16 protein-coding genes and 1 tRNA gene are annotated in these 16,731 nt (G+C 61.4%); 7 read left to right on the forward strand and 10 right to left on the reverse strand.

The annotated features are described in order from the left end of the window. Nucleotides 1-59 precede the first annotated feature (59 nt). Together FGK63_RS15760 and puuE are read right to left on the reverse strand one after the other, a co-directional pair. Nucleotides 60-548, reverse strand: a complete 489-nt coding sequence (locus FGK63_RS15760) for an ureidoglycolate lyase (protein WP_138843989.1) — start codon at nucleotides 546-548, stop codon at nucleotides 60-62. Continuing rightward, nucleotides 545-1,957 carry an allantoinase PuuE gene (gene puuE, locus FGK63_RS15765; RefSeq protein WP_138843991.1) on the reverse strand — a complete coding sequence of 471 codons (1,413 nt, stop codon included), beginning with the start codon at nucleotides 1,955-1,957 and terminating at the stop codon, nucleotides 545-547. The genes FGK63_RS15760 and puuE overlap by 4 nt, the downstream gene beginning before the upstream one ends. Before the next feature lie 149 nt (nucleotides 1,958-2,106). Here puuE and uraH point away from each other — a divergent pair, with 149 nt between their 5' ends. Beyond that, the gene (gene uraH, locus FGK63_RS15770; RefSeq protein WP_138843993.1) at nucleotides 2,107-2,463 is read left to right on the forward strand and encodes a hydroxyisourate hydrolase; all 357 of its coding nucleotides are present in this window, start codon (nucleotides 2,107-2,109) and stop codon (nucleotides 2,461-2,463) included. Here uraH and FGK63_RS15775 read toward each other — a convergent pair. Next, nucleotides 2,448-3,380 carry a LysR family transcriptional regulator gene (locus FGK63_RS15775; RefSeq protein WP_138843995.1) on the reverse strand — a complete coding sequence of 311 codons (933 nt, stop codon included), beginning with the start codon at nucleotides 3,378-3,380 and terminating at the stop codon, nucleotides 2,448-2,450. The genes uraH and FGK63_RS15775 overlap by 16 nt on opposite strands. Nucleotides 3,381-3,480: 100 nt before the next feature. Here FGK63_RS15775 and FGK63_RS15780 point away from each other — a divergent pair, with 100 nt between their 5' ends. Then, nucleotides 3,481-4,713 (forward strand): urate hydroxylase PuuD, encoded by a 1,233-nt coding sequence (locus FGK63_RS15780; RefSeq protein WP_138843997.1) that lies wholly within the window; start codon nucleotides 3,481-3,483, stop codon nucleotides 4,711-4,713. Nucleotides 4,714-4,747: 34 nt separating this feature from the next. Here FGK63_RS15780 and FGK63_RS15785 read toward each other — a convergent pair whose 3' ends face one another. Further along, nucleotides 4,748-5,176: an HIT family protein gene (locus FGK63_RS15785; protein WP_138843999.1), complete on the reverse strand. Its 429-nt coding sequence runs from the start codon at nucleotides 5,174-5,176 to the stop codon at nucleotides 4,748-4,750. A 499-nt stretch (nucleotides 5,177-5,675) separates the two neighbouring features. On the opposite strand from FGK63_RS15785, the gene FGK63_RS15790 reads away from it, so the two are divergent. The 3 genes from FGK63_RS15790 (at nucleotide 5,676) to FGK63_RS15800 (ending at nucleotide 8,772) form a co-directional block, all read left to right on the forward strand. Continuing rightward, complete coding sequence (locus tag FGK63_RS15790) at nucleotides 5,676-6,410, forward strand: hypothetical protein (protein ID WP_138844001.1); 735 nt, start codon at nucleotides 5,676-5,678, stop codon at nucleotides 6,408-6,410. 490 nt (nucleotides 6,411-6,900) lie between these two features. Next, entirely contained in the window at nucleotides 6,901-7,536 is a 636-nt protein-coding gene (locus tag FGK63_RS15795; RefSeq protein WP_138844003.1) for a recombinase family protein, read from the forward strand. A 417-nt stretch (nucleotides 7,537-7,953) separates the two neighbouring features. Continuing rightward, a complete protein-coding gene (locus FGK63_RS15800) occupies nucleotides 7,954-8,772 on the forward strand; it encodes a hypothetical protein (protein WP_138844005.1) in 819 nt (272 codons plus the stop codon). A 142-nt stretch (nucleotides 8,773-8,914) separates the two neighbouring features. Here FGK63_RS15800 and FGK63_RS15805 read toward each other — a convergent pair whose 3' ends face one another. The 5 genes from FGK63_RS15805 to FGK63_RS15825 form a co-directional block, all read right to left on the reverse strand. After that, nucleotides 8,915-9,328, reverse strand: coding sequence for a very short patch repair endonuclease (locus FGK63_RS15805; RefSeq protein WP_138844007.1), 414 nt, complete (start codon nucleotides 9,326-9,328; stop codon nucleotides 8,915-8,917). Continuing rightward, the gene (locus FGK63_RS15810) at nucleotides 9,325-10,257 is read right to left on the reverse strand and encodes a DUF4928 family protein (RefSeq protein WP_138844009.1); all 933 of its coding nucleotides are present in this window, start codon (nucleotides 10,255-10,257) and stop codon (nucleotides 9,325-9,327) included. Before FGK63_RS15810 ends, FGK63_RS15805 begins: the two co-directional genes overlap by 4 nt. Beyond that, on the reverse strand, nucleotides 10,257-11,405 hold the full coding sequence (locus FGK63_RS15815; protein WP_138844011.1) for a DNA cytosine methyltransferase: 1,149 nt from the start codon (nucleotides 11,403-11,405) through the stop codon (nucleotides 10,257-10,259). Before FGK63_RS15815 ends, FGK63_RS15810 begins: the two co-directional genes overlap by 1 nt. A gap of 133 nt (nucleotides 11,406-11,538) precedes the next feature. Then, nucleotides 11,539-12,879: a tyrosine-type recombinase/integrase gene (locus FGK63_RS15820; protein ID WP_138844013.1), complete on the reverse strand. Its 1,341-nt coding sequence runs from the start codon at nucleotides 12,877-12,879 to the stop codon at nucleotides 11,539-11,541. 90 nt (nucleotides 12,880-12,969) lie between these two features. After that, nucleotides 12,970-13,056: transfer RNA gene (locus FGK63_RS15825), tRNA-Leu, on the reverse strand. A 222-nt stretch (nucleotides 13,057-13,278) separates the two neighbouring features. Here FGK63_RS15825 and FGK63_RS15830 point away from each other — a divergent pair. Continuing rightward, nucleotides 13,279-14,262, forward strand: a complete 984-nt coding sequence (locus tag FGK63_RS15830; protein ID WP_138844015.1) for a complex I NDUFA9 subunit family protein — start codon at nucleotides 13,279-13,281, stop codon at nucleotides 14,260-14,262. On the opposite strand, the gene FGK63_RS15835 is transcribed toward FGK63_RS15830, so the two are convergent. Beyond that, nucleotides 14,263-15,066, reverse strand: coding sequence for an undecaprenyl-diphosphate phosphatase (locus FGK63_RS15835; protein ID WP_138844017.1), 804 nt, complete (start codon nucleotides 15,064-15,066; stop codon nucleotides 14,263-14,265). Nucleotides 15,067-15,297: 231 nt separating this feature from the next. Between FGK63_RS15835 and FGK63_RS15840 the strand changes: the two genes are divergently transcribed. After that, entirely contained in the window at nucleotides 15,298-16,731 is a 1,434-nt protein-coding gene (locus FGK63_RS15840; protein WP_138844020.1) for an NAD(P)-dependent oxidoreductase, read from the forward strand.

Consider the following 16,731-nt stretch of genomic DNA (forward strand, 5'->3'; position numbering starts at 1 on the left):
GGTGTTCCTCCCTATACTGACTGTCTCGTCTCCGCCCGCTTCTTGTGTCGGGTCGTGCGTCAACCGCGTTCGACGACGTATGGATCGTCGAACCAGAATTCCTCGAGATTGTCGCCCTCGCCGATCCGGTCGATCACGGCGAAAAGGCCGGGCTCGTGCAGCGGGGTCAGCACCCCGTGCCATGTGCCGCGGTGAAAGTTGATCGCTTGCCCCGGCTCGGTTTCGAAGGCCAGCGGGACGCCCGGGAGACCGCCATCGTCGGGCGCCACGATCACCAGAAATGGATCCAGGCTCATCGGGATGAAGGCCTGACTGCCCTCGGGGTGACGCTCGACCAGATCAAGTTTCAGCGGCAGCGCGCGCGGTTCCGCCTTGAACAGACTCACACCAGCGCGACCCGAGCCGAAATCGAGCCTTGCACGGTCGTGATACCTTCCGCAGAGACCCTGGTTGATCATCTTGTCCGGCTCGCCGGCAGTTTCGATCACATCGCCGAACGGCGCGAAGGCCGCGGCGGTCAGGGGCATGATCCTGATCGTGGCGCTCATGCGCCCAGCTTTTCTTGCAGCCGCAATTCGGCGATGCGTTCGACCTGGCGGCAGGCCTCGGCGAACTCGGCGTCGCGGTCGTTGGCGATGCGGCGCCGGAACGCCTCCATGATGGTGGCCTTGGTGTTGTCGCGCACCGCGATGATGAAGGGGAACCCGAATTTCGCGGTATAGGCGTCATTCAACTCGGTGAAGGCCGCGCGTTCGTCGTCGGTCAGGGCGTCAAGGCCGGCCGAGGCCTGCTCGGCCGTCGACTCGACGGTCAGGCGTTTGGCCTGCGCCAGCTTGCCGGCCAGATCGGGGTGCGCGGTCAGGACGCCCAGGCGCTGGTCTTCAGTGGCGGAGCGAAACACCCGCGTCAGAGCCGCGTGAACACCCTGCGCGCTGTCATGTGCCGGCCCCTGTTCCAACCCGTGGGCGGCTTCGGCGATCCAGGGGCTGTGCTCGAACACGCCGCCGAATTCCGCCACATAGGCCTCGCGGTCCAGTTCCGAAGGCCGCAGGCGTCGAACCGGAGGGTGCTGCGCCGTCCAGTGTTCGGCAATCTGCAACCGGGTGGCGAACCAGACGCCGTCAAAGCTGGCCATGTAGTCCAGCGCCCGCTTCAGCGCCGCCGCCCGTCCGGGACGTCCCGCGAGACGGCAATGCAGGCCGATCGACAGCATCTTGGGCGCACCGGCCTGACCCTCGGCATAGAGTTGGTCGAAACTGTCGCGGATATAGGCCTCGAACTGATCGCCGTTGGTGAACCCGGCCTGGATCGCGAACCGCATGTCGTTCACGTCGAGCGTATAGGGAACGATCAGCTGATCGCGTTCTCCGACCCGGATCCAATAGGGCAGGTCGTCGGCATAGCTGTCGGCGACATAGTCGAAGGCGCCGGTCTCGGCCGCCAGCCGCACGGTGTCCATCGAACAGCGCCCGGTGTACCAGCCCCGCGGCCGCTCGCCCACCACCTCGGTGTGCAGACGGATCGCTTCGTCGATGGCGGCGCGTTCCTCGGCCTCGGGCATGTCCTTGTGCTCGACCCACTTCAGGCCGTGGCTGGCGATCTCCCAGCCGGCGGACTTCATCGCCGCCACCTGTTCGGGGCAGCGCGCCAGCGCGGTCGCCACGCCGTAGACCGTCACCGGCACATCCTTCAGCATCCGGTGCAGCCGCCAGAACCCGGCCCGCGCGCCGTATTCGTAGATGGTTTCCATGTTCCAGTGGCGCTGACCGGCCCAGGGCTGCGCGCCGGTGATCTCGCTCAGGAACGCCTCGGAGGCCGGGTCGCCGTGCAACACGCAATTCTCGCCGCCCTCTTCGTAGTTCAGCACGATCTGAACCGCGATCCTGGCGCCATCTGGCCAGGCGGCTGCCGGCGGGGTGGCGCCGTAACCGATCATGTCGCGGGGATATCTAACCATGTTCTTCGGACTCCAGAGCTTTGCCATTTTGTATTCCGTTCAAATGGCGATTTCTTTCAAAAAATTTGCGAAGGTGTGTCTGCAACTAAGGATTTGCAGCGCCCGCCAGGAATTCCGATTATTCCAGTGAGCAAGGCTTGGAGGCAAGAATGGCAGGATATCTGACCACCCATGTTCTGGACACGGCGCGCGGGTGCCCTGCGGAAGGTCTCAGGATCGACCTGTTTCGGATCGATGGCGAAACGCGTGCGCATCTGAAGACGCTGACGACCAACGGTGACGGGCGCACCGACGAGCAGATCCTGCCTGCCGGTGAATTCAGAACCGGCGTCTACGAGCTTGTCTTCCACGCCGGCGCCTATCTCGACGCCTGCGGCACGCCGCCTGAGACCCCGCGCTTTCTCGACGTGGTTCCGATCCGGTTCGGCATGTCCGAGGCCGACGCGCATTACCATGTGCCGCTGCTGCTGTCGCCCTTCGGCTATTCGACCTATCGCGGCAGCTGAATTCGCTTTTCGCTGTCCTTCACCCGTTCGGCAATCCGGGTGGTCACGAAATCCATGAACAGCCGGGCCTTCGGGTCCTGACGTCTCCGATGCGTGAACAGGCAAGCCATTTGGATCGGCTCGGGCGGCGTCTTGGTGGCGACCGGAACCAGGGCGCCTGACTGGAGATGCTCCGCAATCTCGAAGACGGGCTTCAATGCAATGCCGTGGCCGCCCAGGGCCCAATCGGTCAGAACGTCGCCATCGTCGGATTCGTACCGCCCCGACACCGGAAAGCGTGCCGGCCCCTCGGGCGTGATGAGCCGCCACTGAAACTCGGTGGCGCCGGGAAAGCGCAGGTTCAGACACTCATGCTTGCCGCCCACCAGTTCGTCGCCGGAGGCTGGGCAACCGCGCCGAGCGATATAGTCGGGCGCGGCGCAGAGGACGCGCGCAACATCTGCAATCTTGCGGATGCGCAGGTTGCTGTCCTCGGGCTGGCCCAGGAAAAACGCCAGGTCCAGCCCTTCGGTCGTCAGATCGACCTTGCGGTCGGTCAGGCGCAGGCGGATGCTTACCTCGGGGTATTTCTTCAGGAACTCCGGCACCAGTTGGGCGATCAGCCTGCGCCCGACGCCTAGCGGCGCCGCCACATAGAGCGACCCGCGCGGGTTTTCCGTGATGTCCACCACCTGCGCCTCGGCGCTTTCGACCGCCTCCAGCACTTCGCAGGCGCCGCCGTAAAACGCCTTGCCCTGTTCGGTGGGCGTCAAGTTGCGGGTGGTCCGCTGAAACAGCCGCACACCCAGATGCGCCTCGAGCTGGGAGATCCTCGATGAGGTCACCGCCGGCGAAACCCGCAGGTCGCGCCCGGCTGCGGACATGCTCCCCAACTCGTAGACGCGCACGAAGGTCCTGATGTTGTCGAGATAGGACATTGTTCCGCTTTTTTTGATGCTGCTTGATATTTGGAAGCAATACCAGAACAAAAGACCGTCGCATAGAGTGGTGCGGAGTTCGAATTCAGGGAGACCAGCGATGTACGATCTGGCAATCATCTGGGATTGGATCGCTTTTTCGGTCCGATGGCTGCACGTCATCACCGCGATGGCGTGGATCGGCGCGTCGTTCTACTTCATCGCGCTCGATCTCGGGCTGAAGAAGGTCCCAAACATGCCGGTCGGCGCGCATGGCGAGGAATGGCAGGTCCACGGCGGCGGCTTCTACCATATCCAGAAATACCTGGTGGCGCCCGAAAACATGCCGGAACACCTGATCTGGCACAAATGGCAAAGCTACACCACCTGGCTCAGCGGCGCGGCGCTCTTGATGATCATCTACTGGGTCGGGGGCGAGTTGTTCCTGCTGGACCCGAGCAAGGCCGATCTGGCGCTCTGGCAGGGCATCCTGATCTCGGCGGGGTCGCTGACCATCGGCTGGCTTTGCTATGACTACCTGTGCCGGTCCAGGCTGGGCGACACGCCGACCGTGCTGATGCTGCTGCTGTTCGCAATCCTCGTCGCGATGTCCTGGGCCTACAACCAGGTCTTCACCGGGCGCGCGGCGCTCCTGCATCTGGGCGCGTTCACCGCCACGATCATGACCGCGAACGTGTTTTTCATCATCATTCCCAACCAGCATATCGTGGTCGAGGATCTGAAGGCGGGCCGGACACCGGACCCGAAATACGGCAAGATCGCCAAGCTGCGCTCGACCCACAACAACTACCTGACGCTGCCGGTCGTGTTCCTGATGCTGTCGAACCACTACCCGCTGGCCTTCGCCACGGAATACAACTGGATCATCGCGTCGCTGGTGTTCCTGACGGGCGTCACCATCCGCCACTATTTCAACACCATGCACGCAACCGGCAAGGGGCCGCACTGGACCTGGCTCGTCACGGCCCTGCTGATGATCGTCATCGCCTGGCTGTCCACGGTCCCGGGCGCCGAGACCTATGACGATGCCGAGGCCCGTGCATTGACCCCCTATGAACAGAAATTCGCTTCGGCGGCCGGTTTCGAGGACGCCTATGATACCGTGGTCGGAAACTGCTCGATGTGCCATGCGCGCGAACCGGTCTGGGACGGGATGCATTGGGCGCCCAACGGCGTCTACCTCGAGACCCAGGGCGATGTCGCCCGCCATGCCGAACAGATCTTTCTGCAGGCCGGCGCCAGCCACGCCATGCCCCCGCCGAACGCCATCCAGATGGATGACGAGGCGCGCGCCACGATTGTTTCCTGGTATCGCCAAGCGACCAGCGGGTGAGATTGCATCGCCCTGGGCGCGGGCGGCGACCCGCTCAAAGATGTTTCCGCAACTTCAGCGCGGTGCGCGCCAGACTGTCCTGACCCGGTGAGGGCGGCAGGGTAAACCTATCCGGCCCTTCCTGCAGGTAGACCGAAGACGTGACGTCATGGTCGTGGTGCATCGGCACGACATGCGCATGGGCGTGAGGCACGTGGATGCCGGTGAAAAAGAACGCCACGCGCGGCACGTTCCATTCCGCCTTCATGCCTCGGGCCAGTGTCTGCCCAATCTCCATGATCCGCGCAGCGGTCACCGCCGGCAGATCCTCGAACCAGGGGCAATGTTGCCGCGGAATGATGAGAGTGTGCCCCTCGCGGATCGGATGAAGGTCAAGGAAGGCGATCACCAGATCGTCTTCGAAGACGGTCTGCGCAGGCAGCTCTCCCGCCGCGATCCGGCAGAAAATGCAGTCGTCCGCCATGCCCGCCCTCCTCTGTCCGATGGTGAAATTTGGGCGCAGGCTACCATTGCGGCATCGGGCTGCAAGTCATTCCGTCCTGGCGTGCCGTCGGACAGCGATTTCCGACAAGCCTGCTGGATCCTCGAGGGATGAGGTGAGTTTTCCAGTTTGCGAGAGAGAATGGTGCCCAGGAGATGCCTGCTCACTGAAAATCGAACCCATTAAATCTCCACGTTCTCAAGGAGTTAAGCGATACGTCCTTCCCGAGTGTGTACCTGTGCTGGGCCGTTTTGTGGACCTGCGAAAGATAGGCTAGACAGGCCTATGAGGGCACGTCAAGCAGTTAACAAACGCATCACGGTTGGTTCTGTCCGCTTGGAAAGGCCTTCTCTAGGGGTTTATGGACACCCACCTATCCCGCCCAAGTCTCAGTCGCTATGAGCTAATGTTCCAAAGCACAGTCTTCTCTCTTATATGATAAGCCTTGCGAAAAACTGTGGTCGCATCGGGAGACTTGTCTATGGATTTCACACTTGGCGGCACAACTCTGCCGGAGGCGGTTTGGGTCCCGCTCGTTTCGGCACTGGCCGGTGGCGTGCTTGCCTTGTTAGGTTCGTTTGGGGCTACGTGGCAGAACAACAGGGCAGCCCGTAAGACGCGCCAAGAAGAGCTGGAGCACGAAAGGGCGGAGCGTGCATATGCTACGTTCTTTAAGCTCCTCGACGCCCACAACTCGGCTGCAAACCTACAACTCCAAATAAACGAAATGTTTGACAGTGCTGCTGAGAGCGGTGCCGAAGAAATGGAGCCATGGGCCAAGGTAATGGAACTGGTCGGAGCACCGGACGAGATCAGAACAATAGAGCCTTCCGAGACGTCATTCCTGATCGCCGAGAAGCAGGCCGATCTCTTGAATGAAGTTCACCTAATCCAACGACGAATTGCCAACATCATGGCGTCGGCTGCGAAGTATACAGAAATTCGTGCCGAAATTCACGCCTTGCTCGTGTCAAAAATGTCAGAAGGTGAGTTGTCCGAAGGCACACGGATTTCGGCGGCGTTTGAGGGCACTGCTAAGTTGCACGCGGAAATGTTGGGGATGAGGGCCAACAACCTTCTCGGCCAGATTATGGAATACCTCGATAAGGACGTGTCGGCTTCTTGGGAAACAGTTGGCAAATTCAAGACCGCTGCCAGCACGCGATTTGGCGACAAGTTTCCGGAGTTCAATATTGATACTCAGTCGAACAGCTAAGCAGAAGGTCATTCGCCGCTTAATTCCACCGCAAAAATCTGACAGCCCCAGATAGATAGAGAGGCACGCGCAATCCCCCCGTGGGGACATCCGAAGTCTCCATCTGCGATGGTTCCTACATTAATGAAATAAAAACAATCACTTGAATTTGCTCTCCGAGTGAGCGCAAGACAGGGGCGCAACCTCAACCAAGGAGCGCTTCCTATGATAATCGTCGACTTCCGCCTCGGTCGGTTCGAGCTTGCCGCTCAGCGCGAGACCACACCTGCCCGCAGCCTGTTCAGCCGCCCAACGTCGGGGGAGGTCATCATCGACCTTCTGGACGTCAGCCTCATGGCACCGATCACATTGCCCACGCGTGTGCCCGTTAGAGCATACCGCAACGGTCACCTCGGAGAGTAGCCGAATGGGTGTCCGTTAGGGTTGACTTGGTATTTCGGACAGCTTACTCAACGGACAGAACCCAAACGAACACTCTCCGAGGAACTCCATGACCACGATTTTCTATGCCCGCGTCTCCACCGCAGACCAGACGCTCGACCATCAGGTCGCGCAGGCCCGCAAGGCAGGCTTCACCATCGACGAAGTGATCGCAGACCAAGGGCAGTCTGGTGTCTCCACCAACTTGTCAGAGAGACCCGAGGGACGCCGCCTGTTCGACAAGCTCCGCCGGGGGGACACCCTCGTGGTGCGCTGGGTGGACCGCCTCGGGCGGAACTATCAGGACGTGACGGATACCATCCGGCACTTCATGCGACAGGGAGTGACGATACGCACCGTGATCAACTCCATGACCTTCGACGGGGCGACCACCGACCCAACGCAGCAGGCTGTAAGGGACGCGCTCATCGCCTTCATGGCTGCCACCGCTCAGGCTCAGGCAGAGGCGACAAAGGAGGCCCAGCGCGCCGGTATAGAGCACGCCAAGACCGAGAAGCCCGAGGCCTATCGAGGCCGCAAGCCCAGCTATGACCGCGACCAGTTGAACCTCGTGCGGGAAATGACGGGCACCGGAGCGGGCACCTCAGAGGTGGCCCGAGCGGCTGGATTGAGCCGCCAGACGGTCCTTCGCATTCGGGGGGATATCGTCGAAGCTGAGGCCGCTTTGGCGCGTTGGGGCATGTGACGGAAATCAAGGGGTTACAATTAACCCACACCATAGAGATAAATAACCCCCACCATAGGGGGAATAACCCGCCGCATAGCCCTAGAAAACCGCGCCTCCTGCTGCGGTGTCTCGGGGCACCCTGACCCACATACTAGGACGAATAACCCCCAGCCCTGCCCAGACGGCCACGACGCCGTCTCAGCGGCCATGACACGGGCGGTTTGGGTATTCCGACACATACCAGGAATAACCCACCCCCTAGCAGAGAAGACCAGTCCCGAGCACTGCCCCGCGCGGCGGTGCTTTGCCATAGTTCTCCGCCTCGGAGGCTTGTTCGACCTTCGGGGCGGTTTCGTTTCTGCGCACCTCTTCAGGGGGGTGCGATCAATACTTCCCCCAACCCGATGACAACCCGCATGCAAAAAGGAAAATGACATGCTCGACAAAACTCTGACCAATCTCGACCATCGACAAATCGCTCTCGACCCCACCTTCCGACACCGCTCAGGCCCCAATAGCGAGACCCATCTGGCAGCCCTCAGGAAGACCCTACGAAACACCGGAAGGCTCGATGCCATCCTCGTTTGGCAGGAGGTGGACGCAAATGGAGGCCCAACGGGCCGTCTGGTGCTACTCGACGGGAACTATCGGCTTGGTGCGTATCAGGCAGAGCAATTCAACGGGAAGATCGAAGGCAGCGGCATCCCCGCGCTGCTCTTAAAATGCAGCCGCATAGAAGCCCATCTCGCGGCGCTGGCGGCGAACTCGAAGGACACCCTTCCGCTAACCATGCAGGAACGACTGAACGCTGCGTGGGGCCTTGTTCGAGTATACCGTAACGCCATCTCGAAGCCTCGCCTGGCGAGGGCCTCAGGGGTGGCTGAGCGGACCGTCGCCAACATGAGGCAGCAACTTCGGAAGTTCGATGAAGCGAAGGAAATGCCGGACGGCAACTGGCTCATCGACCGGAGGTTCCCTGTTAAGAGTGACTTCACACCACCTTCGGACGAGGCTCGCAGACACATGGTGGAAGCTCTCTCGCAGGCCCTCCGGGCGGCGTTGAACGAGGTGCGGACAAGAGATGTTGAGATCGTCGGGGACGCCTTACAGCAAGCCCTAGGGCCGCGTCAGTTCGCCCTCGTCGCGGACTACCTCGGTGCGGGCGATGCCGACGATGACGGAGGCACCGGATGGATGGTCCCTGACGAATTCGATGTCGAACTCCAAGAAGACCACAACTACCCAGACTTCTAGGTGAACACCGAGGGGGCCGCGAAGGCCCTCTCATCCCACCCCAATCGTGCAAGCACTGACCATGCATTTTGCACGGGTCGAACACCCCCTACTGCACTAGAAGTAGCCGCGAACAGTCAGAATGGTGTGCATGATTTCCGTGTCACTTTTCCTGCAACAGAAATTCGGACAGCCGATGACTAATCGTCTCGGGTTCCCGGAGTTCACACTCCCAGATGACCAGCACATCCCAGCCTAGAGCCTCAAGGGCCGAAATGCTCTCGCGGTCGCGCTGGGCGTTCCGGGCGACTTTCGCCACCCAATAGTCCCGATTCGTCTTGGGAGTGCGAGAGCCGCGCTTACAGTCGTGCCCATGCCAAAAGCACCCGTGCACGAATATGGCCTTGCGCCGTCCGATGAAGGCAACGTCAGGGGTGCCAGGTAGGTCGGTGCGGTGAAGCCGATAGCCCGTCTCACCCATCGCTCGGAGGGCACGACGGACCTTTAGCTCTGCCCCTGTCTCCTTTGACCGCACCGCGCGCATAGTGCGGCTGCGCTGTTCTGGGTTCTCTGTCACTTCCTGATTTCGATCATCAGGCTGGGGTCCGTCTCCACGTCTTCAACGATCTCGTTATAACGGCCAACCAGATCGTTCACGGCAACCCGCCGCCCTTCCGCCGCGAAGCGGCCTAGTTCATAGAGGTTCAGCGCGACGAACTGTTCCACCTCAAACACGTCTACACGCTCGCCAATCCCGGCGTTCTCAGAGAGCACCTCAGCGGCGGTGAGGCCCCTTGCCGTTGTCACGATGATCGGGCGGAAGCCATCGTCTAGGTTCTCTTTGCAGCGTTGCACAACACCTTCGCCGGGCGACGTGGTGACATGCAGCGCCACGTCTCCGATGAAGAAGTCACCGGCTCGGCCCGACTGTGCGTCGGAAGTCGAGAAACTGTTGTGATCGAACTGCCCAACGCCCAAGGCGCAATCCAGCTTCGCCCCGACAAGGTGTTGTAAGACCGCCCCCATGAACTGCATGCCGGGGGTATTCTTTTGGCGTTCCTCGGCTTGGTTGAGCACGTCCCGCACAAGCACTCGAAGGCTCCGGGAGCCGTCCAGCTTCACCTTGAAGGGCTTGCCAGCGAAGAACTCATACACCCGCTCTATCCAAAAGCGTTCGATAGCTTCGAGGTCAGAAAGCCCCTGCCCGTGCAGGTCGTTCAACAGTGCAACATACTCGCGCATGTTGTCGATACTGCCCCGGCTCGTTCTCCCGCCCTCAGCGGCAAGCACACGGTCTATACCGTGGCGCTTCAAGACTGATTGGACGGCGGCCTTGCCCAGCCCCAGAACCTGACCGCCCTTGTCTGTAAGTAAGTCGCCGGGATCGAGCGGAAGCCCCATTTTGCGGGCATGCTGGGTGATGACAAGGGCAACACAGAGCGGGCCCTTGCGCCCGAACTTCTTGCTTTTGTTAAAGGCGTGAAGCGCCGTGCTTGGGTCTGCCATTACGCGGCCTTCTTGGTGTTCTTGTCTCCTAGAGCGATGATGGGCTCAAGAATGCACTCGGCAATGAAGCGAACCACGGGCACGGCCACACCATCCCCGGCGAGGTGATAAGCGTCGTTGTATTTCTCGGGCAGGGCGTAGTTATCAGGGAGCCCCATAAGGCGTGCAGCCTCTCGGGGCGAGAGCAGGCGGCTCCTGACCTTGTTGCCATCAACTATGATGATTGTTTGCCGACTTGAGCCACCGGCAGGCGTTCGGAGGCATCCGGCTAGGTCATCGAACCGGACTTCGGCGCGCTGCACCTTCGCACCGTTCGGACCATCGGCCCGCGTCCGCTTGTAGATCGTGCCGACCATGCGCCGACCGCTGCGCTTCGCGTCGTTCACCTTCGCTATGTTCGTGTCGCTCATCATACCTAGAAGGCGCTGGGTCTCGGCAGCCGTGTGCCACTTGACGCCTTTGGGCTTTTCTTCAATCACGTCCGCAAGTCCGCAGTTTCGCAACGCGGGCTCCGGGAGGTTCCACCAGACCCAACGCGCCTTTGCGGAGTCGGGTAGTTGCTCTTGTGCTTTGCGCAACGCCGGTGGGTGCCATGCGTCAGACGGCCCCTCGGAGTGATGCTCGTCTGAAATGTCTAGGTCTTCCCGGACCGCTATGACAAAGAGGCGCGGCCGTGACTGCGGCAGGAAGTGCGCTGCATTGACCACAACGGCTCCGCACCGATAGCCGCCCTCAGTGAGTGCAGACATGATTGCAGAAAAGTCGCGCCCGCCATGCGAAGTAATTGTGCCATAGACGTTCTCAAGCACGATTGTAGCGGGTGCTCGGCCTTCATCGCGAAGCCCGGTGATGTGCATCCAGAATGGCCAGAAGGTGCCTGAGCGCGCCCCAGTAAGGCCCGCACCGGACCCGGCAAGTGAAAGATCTTGGCAGGGAAACGAGGCCCAAGCGAGGTCTGCCTTGCCGGGAAGCTGATTGAGCTGCACCTCTGCCACGTCGCCTACCCATAGGTGATCGCCACCCCAGTTCGCACGGTAGCTGGCAGCCTTTTTCTCATCGAAGTCGTTTGCAAAGAGGCATGACCATGCAGGGCCAAGCCCGGCACGGGCCATTCCGCCGCCTGCAAAGAACTCGTAGAAGGTGGGCATTTAGTAAGCTCCTGGTGAACTACTCAGCATATTCTTGTGTCGGAATTACCGTTTGGTTACTGAAACACAAAAACGAGGGTCACCTCAACGGAAAACCACAACAAGTTGGGGCCTCGTCGCGAGAGCGGACAGGTCATTCTTCATAAACTGCGACAGCCTGTAGCGCCCTAAGCGCCACTGCTAAGAGGCCCTCCTCTCCCCCGTAAGTCTCCCCGATGTTGGTCGGAGCATGGCCGAGGACGATGTCCTGAGAGACTTTGTCCACCCCCGCCTTGCGCATCCGGTCCTTCATACCGTGGCGCAGGGAGTGGACCTTGTGGCGCTTGTCTGTGGTGAACCCTCGGAGGTGCTTCATCAGGGCCGCAGAGGCAGCGTCAGGGCCACGCTCACGGGCATAGCGGGGGAACAGGTAGGCAGACCCTTCGGCAGCCTTCACAGCGGCCTGCGCGGCTTCGAGAGCGTCCCCGAGCAGGGGAACCGAGCGGATGCTGGACAGGGTCTTGAGACGCCGCCCCTCGTGCCACCGAATGCGGACATGAGGGGTTGGACCGTCAAGAACAACGTCCTCTACCCGGAGACCCGTTACCTCGCCCAGGCGGCAGCCCGTTCCGGCGAGGATGCGCCAGATCAGGTGCAGGTCACCCGTGAGCTTCGAGCGCATTGCTGAGGCCACCTTGGCCGGGAGAGGGTCCACCTTCTCCCTCGCAGCCACCCGCGCGCCTGTCGCCGCTGACAGACCCTCTATAGGCAGACGGTCGAACGGATTGACCAGATCGAGGAGACCAAGCTCCCGAGAGCCATAGGAAACCACTGTCCGCAAGAGGCCAAGCTCCCGTTTTACCGAGGCAGGCGCGACTCGGCCTTGACCCCCGAGCTTCTCCCTAGAGAGCATGTGATCGCGCACCTTGCGGGCATGTTCACGGGTCAGATCAGACAGGGCAGTGGAAGCCGGGAGACCAGCTTCCGCCGCCAGCCGCATGACCCGTTCTAGGCGCACAATCGTGCTGCGATGCTCCGGGCCGACACCACCCCCCAGCTTCTCCTTCACATAGACCTCTCGGGCATCTTCGAGGGTTAGCGCCGGGGGAGACCGCTGAGGGTCCATGAGGGCTTGCACCACCAGAGGTGACCGACCGAGCGAAGCCAAGCTCTCAGCCGCCACTTCCCGCGCGTCGTCACCGTCAAGACCCACGACACCCGAGGCCACCTCATCGGCTTCCCTCAGGGCTTCCTCCCACGCTGCCCGAGGGGTCAGCTTCTTGCGGGGAGCCTTGGCAGCCGCGACTTCTCGCTCGAATTCAGCTTCGACTAGAGCATAGCGGCGCATGAGGTCAGCGTCCGACCGGGCCTTGATCACCCGTTTCCATTCGCCCTTGCCCAGCGCCGCCTTGGCTGCTTCGGGGACGCGCCGCCGGTATTCCCAGCGACCCTGCCCCAGTTCGGAGAGACCTCTCAACTTCATCACAACGCCCATGTGTGGACCTCCTGTGGACCTGAATGTGGACCCGAGGAGGCAGCTATCGGACTGTTTTCGTTGAGAATATGGGGGATTACAAGGGGTGATTGGTGCCCAGGAGAGGACTCGAACCTCCACGTCCGTACGGACACTAGCACCTGAAGCTAGCGCGTCTACCAATTCCGCCACCTGGGCAGGTGTCGTGGAGGGGCGTTTAAGCCTACTGGCGGAGGGCGTCAACCGGATTCTGAAGGTTTGTCGAAAGATTTTTTTCCGGCCCGGAATTGCCCTTGCAAACCAGGGTTCGGCGGGCACGGAAAGCGTCCGAAGTTCATGGGAGTGCGGTGTTATTGCGCCTTGTTTGCGAGGGGCAGGGGCGGTAGATCGGGACAAGACCCAGATAGCAGGAGTCCTTCTATGTCGAAACTGGTCACGATTTACGGCGGATCGGGATTTGTTGGCCGCTACATCACGCGGCGGATGGCGAATGAGGGCTGGCGGGTCCGTGTGGCAGTGCGGCGGCCGAACGAGGCCATGCATGTCAAGACCTACGGAGTCGTCGGACAGGTCGAACCGGTTTTCTGCAACGTGCGCGATGACGCTTCGGTGGCGCTGGCGATGCAGGGCGCGGATGCGGTCGTGAATTGCGTCGGCGTGCTGAACGAACTTGGGAAGAACGGGTTTGACGCGGTTCAGGCGGACGGCGCGGCGCGAGTCGCGCGAATCGCGGCCGCGCAGGGGATCGATCGGCTGGTCCACATCTCGGCGATCGGCGCAGATGCGGCCTCGGACAGCGACTATGCGCGGACCAAGGCTGCGGGCGAGGCGGCGGTGCTGGAGCATATGCCGAATGCGGTGATCCTGCGCCCGTCGGTGATCTTTGGGACCGAGGACCAGTTTTTCAACCGGTTTGCGGGCATGACGCGGTTGGGTCCTGTCCTGCCGCTGGTCGGAGCGGAGACGCTGTTTCAACCGGTCTATGTCGACGATGTTGCGAAAGCGGCCGTCAAAGGCGCCCTCGGCGAGGCCGAGCCGGGCATCTACGAACTGGGCGGGCCGGAAGCAAAGAGCTTCCGCGCGCTGATGAGCCAGATGCTTGCGGTGATCCACCGCCGCCGGATCGTGATCGGATTGCCGTTCTGGGTTGCGCGGATCATGGCGGGGGTTCTAGACATCGCGAAATTCGTCAGTTTCCAGCTGTTTCCGAACAATATCCTGACCCGCGATCAGGTCAGAAACCTGCGGCGTGACAATGTCGTCTCCGAAGGGGCCAAGGGCTTTGCCGAGCTTGGCATCGAGCCGGCGACGCTGGAATCCGTGTTGCCGGAATACCTGTGGAAATTCCGGCCCGCCGGTCAGTACGACGACATCCAGAACTCGGCCAGAAACCTGCGCATCTGATCAGGAATAGGCGATCCCCAAGAGGATCAGGCCGAGGATCACCCTGTAGATCACATAGGGTGTGAAGCTGGTTGTGCGCAGGAAGCGCATCATGATGGAAAGCGCCAACAGGCCGGAAACAAATGCGAAGGCGGCGGCGATCCCGGCATCGCGGGCGACCTGGCCGTTGGTTTCGATGGCGACTTCGGCGCCCAGCAGGATGCCGGATGCCATGATCGTCGGGATGGACATGAGCATCGCGATGCGCGCCCCGTCCTCTCGCCGGTAGCCCAGTTGCCGCGAACCGGTGATGGTGATGCCCGACCGCGAGGTGCCTGGAATCAGGGACAGGACCTGCCACAGTCCCATGAAAAGGGCGTCGCGCAGACCCCAGTCGTCCGTCCGCTTGACCTGCTCGCCGCGCTGATCGACCCAATAGAGCAGCAGCCCGAACAGAAGCATTGTCCAACCGATCACGGTGACCGAGCGCAACGCGTCGCTCAGCCCCGTGAAATGCAGAATGGCCCCCGCGATCACTGTGGGGATCGTGGCCACGATCAATCCCAACGCCAACCGTGCGCCCGGCGTGTCGATACGCCCGGTCAGTGCGCGAGGCAGCCCAATCAACCCCTCTTTCACGTCGGCCCAGAAATACAGAATCACCGCGCCCAGCGTGCCGATGTGAACAGCGACGTCGATGACCTGCCCTTGATCCCCCAGGCCGGTCAGACCGGGCAGAAGAATCAGGTGACCCGATGAAGATATCGGCAGAAATTCCGTGATTCCCTGAATCACGGCCACCAGAATCAACTGAAAAAGACTCATCTGCTCTGCCGCCTCTTTGTCATGCGAGGTTTGTTTGAATCGGGTATATTTGTCCTGCCTCAAAAGGAAAGCGCTCAATTGGGTCCGAATCGGCCCTAAAATTCGAGTCGGGGACCGAATTTTTTTTCAAGAAAGGCTATTTTTCGATATTTAGGTCAGCACAGTTGACTTTTAATCCCGATCGGCTTCTTTTAAGCAATCTCGACCAAGAAAATTCACGGAGTCTGATCAGTGGCCAAGCAACCGATGCTGAAATTCGTGCAGATCGAACGCGACATGCCTGAAAAGCGCGCGGCGCAGGAACGAAAGCAGGACTTCAACGAGATCTATGCGGAATATGCCGCCGCAAAAGCAGCCGAGCAGGCCAGCCGCTGCAGCCAATGCGGCGTGCCCTATTGTCAGAGCCACTGCCCGCTGCACAACAACATTCCCGACTGGCTTCGCCTGACCGCAATGGGCCGGCTGGAAGAGGCGTATCACACCAGCCAGGCCACGAATACATTCCCCGAGATCTGCGGTCGGATCTGTCCGCAGGACCGGCTGTGCGAAGGCAACTGCGTCATCGAGCAATCCGGACATGGTACGGTGACGATCGGGTCGGTCGAGAAATACATCACGGACACCGCTTGGGAGAAGGGCTGGGTCAAGCCGGCGGCTCCCGGCGCGGAACGGTCGGAAAGCGTCGGCATCATCGGTGCCGGGCCCGGCGGCCTGGCGGCGGCGGACATGCTGCGCAGGGCCGGAATTCAGGTGACGGTCTATGACCGATACGACCGCGCGGGCGGGTTGCTGACTTACGGGATTCCGGGCTTCAAACTGGAAAAAGACGTGGTGATGCGGCGCAACCGGCTGCTGGAAGACGGCGGCGTGCAGTTCGTACTGAATTGCGACGTGGATGCCGCGAAGTTCACCGAAATCCGTGAAAAGCACGATGCCGTCATCATCGCGACGGGCGTCTACCAGTCCCGCGACCTGGCCATGCCGGGCAGCGGCCTGCCGGGCATCGAAAAGGCGATCGACTTCCTGACGGCGTCGAACCGCAAGAGCTTTGGCGACGCGGTCGAGGATTATGACAACGGTCGTCTGAACGCGGATGGCAAGCGCGTCGTCGTCATTGGCGGCGGCGATACGGCGATGGATTGCGTTCGGACCTCGATCCGCCAGGGAGCGACCTCGGTGAAGTGTCTTTATCGCCGCGACCGCGCCAACATGCCGGGTTCGCAGCGCGAGGTGCAGAACGCCGAGGAAGAGGGCGTGGTCTTCGAATGGCTGAGCGCCCCCAAAGGATTCACCGGCGACGATAAGGTGGCCGGCGTGATGGTGCAGAAGATGCGCCTGGGCCAGCCGGACGCCTCGGGCCGTCAGGCGCCAGAGGTGATCGAAGGCGCGGATTACGTCGAAGAGGCCGATCTGGTCATCAAGGCGCTGGGCTTCGAGCCCGAAGACCTGCCGACGCTGTTCGGCCAGCCCGATTTGCCGGTGACCCGCTGGGGCACCGTCAAGGCAGCCTTCCAGACCGGTGAAACCGAGATGGACGGCGTCTATGCCATCGGTGACATCGTGCGCGGCGCGTCGCTGGTGGTCTGGGCGATCCGCGACGGCCGGGACTGCGCGGCGGCGGTCATCGAACGCTTCGACGCCCGCGCCGCCATCGCCGCGGAATGA

The sequence above is a fragment of the Ruegeria sediminis genome, from assembly GCF_005938215.1.
GTDB lineage: Bacteria > Pseudomonadota > Alphaproteobacteria > Rhodobacterales > Rhodobacteraceae > Ruegeria > Ruegeria sediminis.

What these genes read in the sequence shown, in the direction of transcription:
- FGK63_RS15760 (WP_138843989.1), bottom strand. Translation starts at nt 548, where the DNA reads ATGAGCGCCACGATCAGGATCATGCCCCTGACCGCCGCGGCCTTCGCG.
- puuE (WP_138843991.1), bottom strand. Translation starts at nt 1,957, where the DNA reads ATGGTTAGATATCCCCGCGACATGATCGGTTACGGCGCCACCCCGCCG.
- uraH (WP_138843993.1), top strand. Translation starts at nt 2,107, where the DNA reads ATGGCAGGATATCTGACCACCCATGTTCTGGACACGGCGCGCGGGTGC.
- FGK63_RS15775 (WP_138843995.1), bottom strand. Translation starts at nt 3,380, where the DNA reads ATGTCCTATCTCGACAACATCAGGACCTTCGTGCGCGTCTACGAGTTG.
- FGK63_RS15780 (WP_138843997.1), top strand. Translation starts at nt 3,481, where the DNA reads ATGTACGATCTGGCAATCATCTGGGATTGGATCGCTTTTTCGGTCCGA.
- FGK63_RS15785 (WP_138843999.1), bottom strand. Translation starts at nt 5,176, where the DNA reads ATGGCGGACGACTGCATTTTCTGCCGGATCGCGGCGGGAGAGCTGCCT.
- FGK63_RS15790 (WP_138844001.1), top strand. Translation starts at nt 5,676, where the DNA reads ATGGATTTCACACTTGGCGGCACAACTCTGCCGGAGGCGGTTTGGGTC.
- FGK63_RS15795 (WP_138844003.1), top strand. Translation starts at nt 6,901, where the DNA reads ATGACCACGATTTTCTATGCCCGCGTCTCCACCGCAGACCAGACGCTC.
- FGK63_RS15800 (WP_138844005.1), top strand. Translation starts at nt 7,954, where the DNA reads ATGCTCGACAAAACTCTGACCAATCTCGACCATCGACAAATCGCTCTC.
- FGK63_RS15810 (WP_138844009.1), bottom strand. Translation starts at nt 10,257, where the DNA reads ATGGCAGACCCAAGCACGGCGCTTCACGCCTTTAACAAAAGCAAGAAG.
- FGK63_RS15815 (WP_138844011.1), bottom strand. Translation starts at nt 11,405, where the DNA reads ATGCCCACCTTCTACGAGTTCTTTGCAGGCGGCGGAATGGCCCGTGCC.
- FGK63_RS15820 (WP_138844013.1), bottom strand. Translation starts at nt 12,879, where the DNA reads ATGGGCGTTGTGATGAAGTTGAGAGGTCTCTCCGAACTGGGGCAGGGT.
- FGK63_RS15830 (WP_138844015.1), top strand. Translation starts at nt 13,279, where the DNA reads ATGTCGAAACTGGTCACGATTTACGGCGGATCGGGATTTGTTGGCCGC.
- FGK63_RS15835 (WP_138844017.1), bottom strand. Translation starts at nt 15,066, where the DNA reads ATGAGTCTTTTTCAGTTGATTCTGGTGGCCGTGATTCAGGGAATCACG.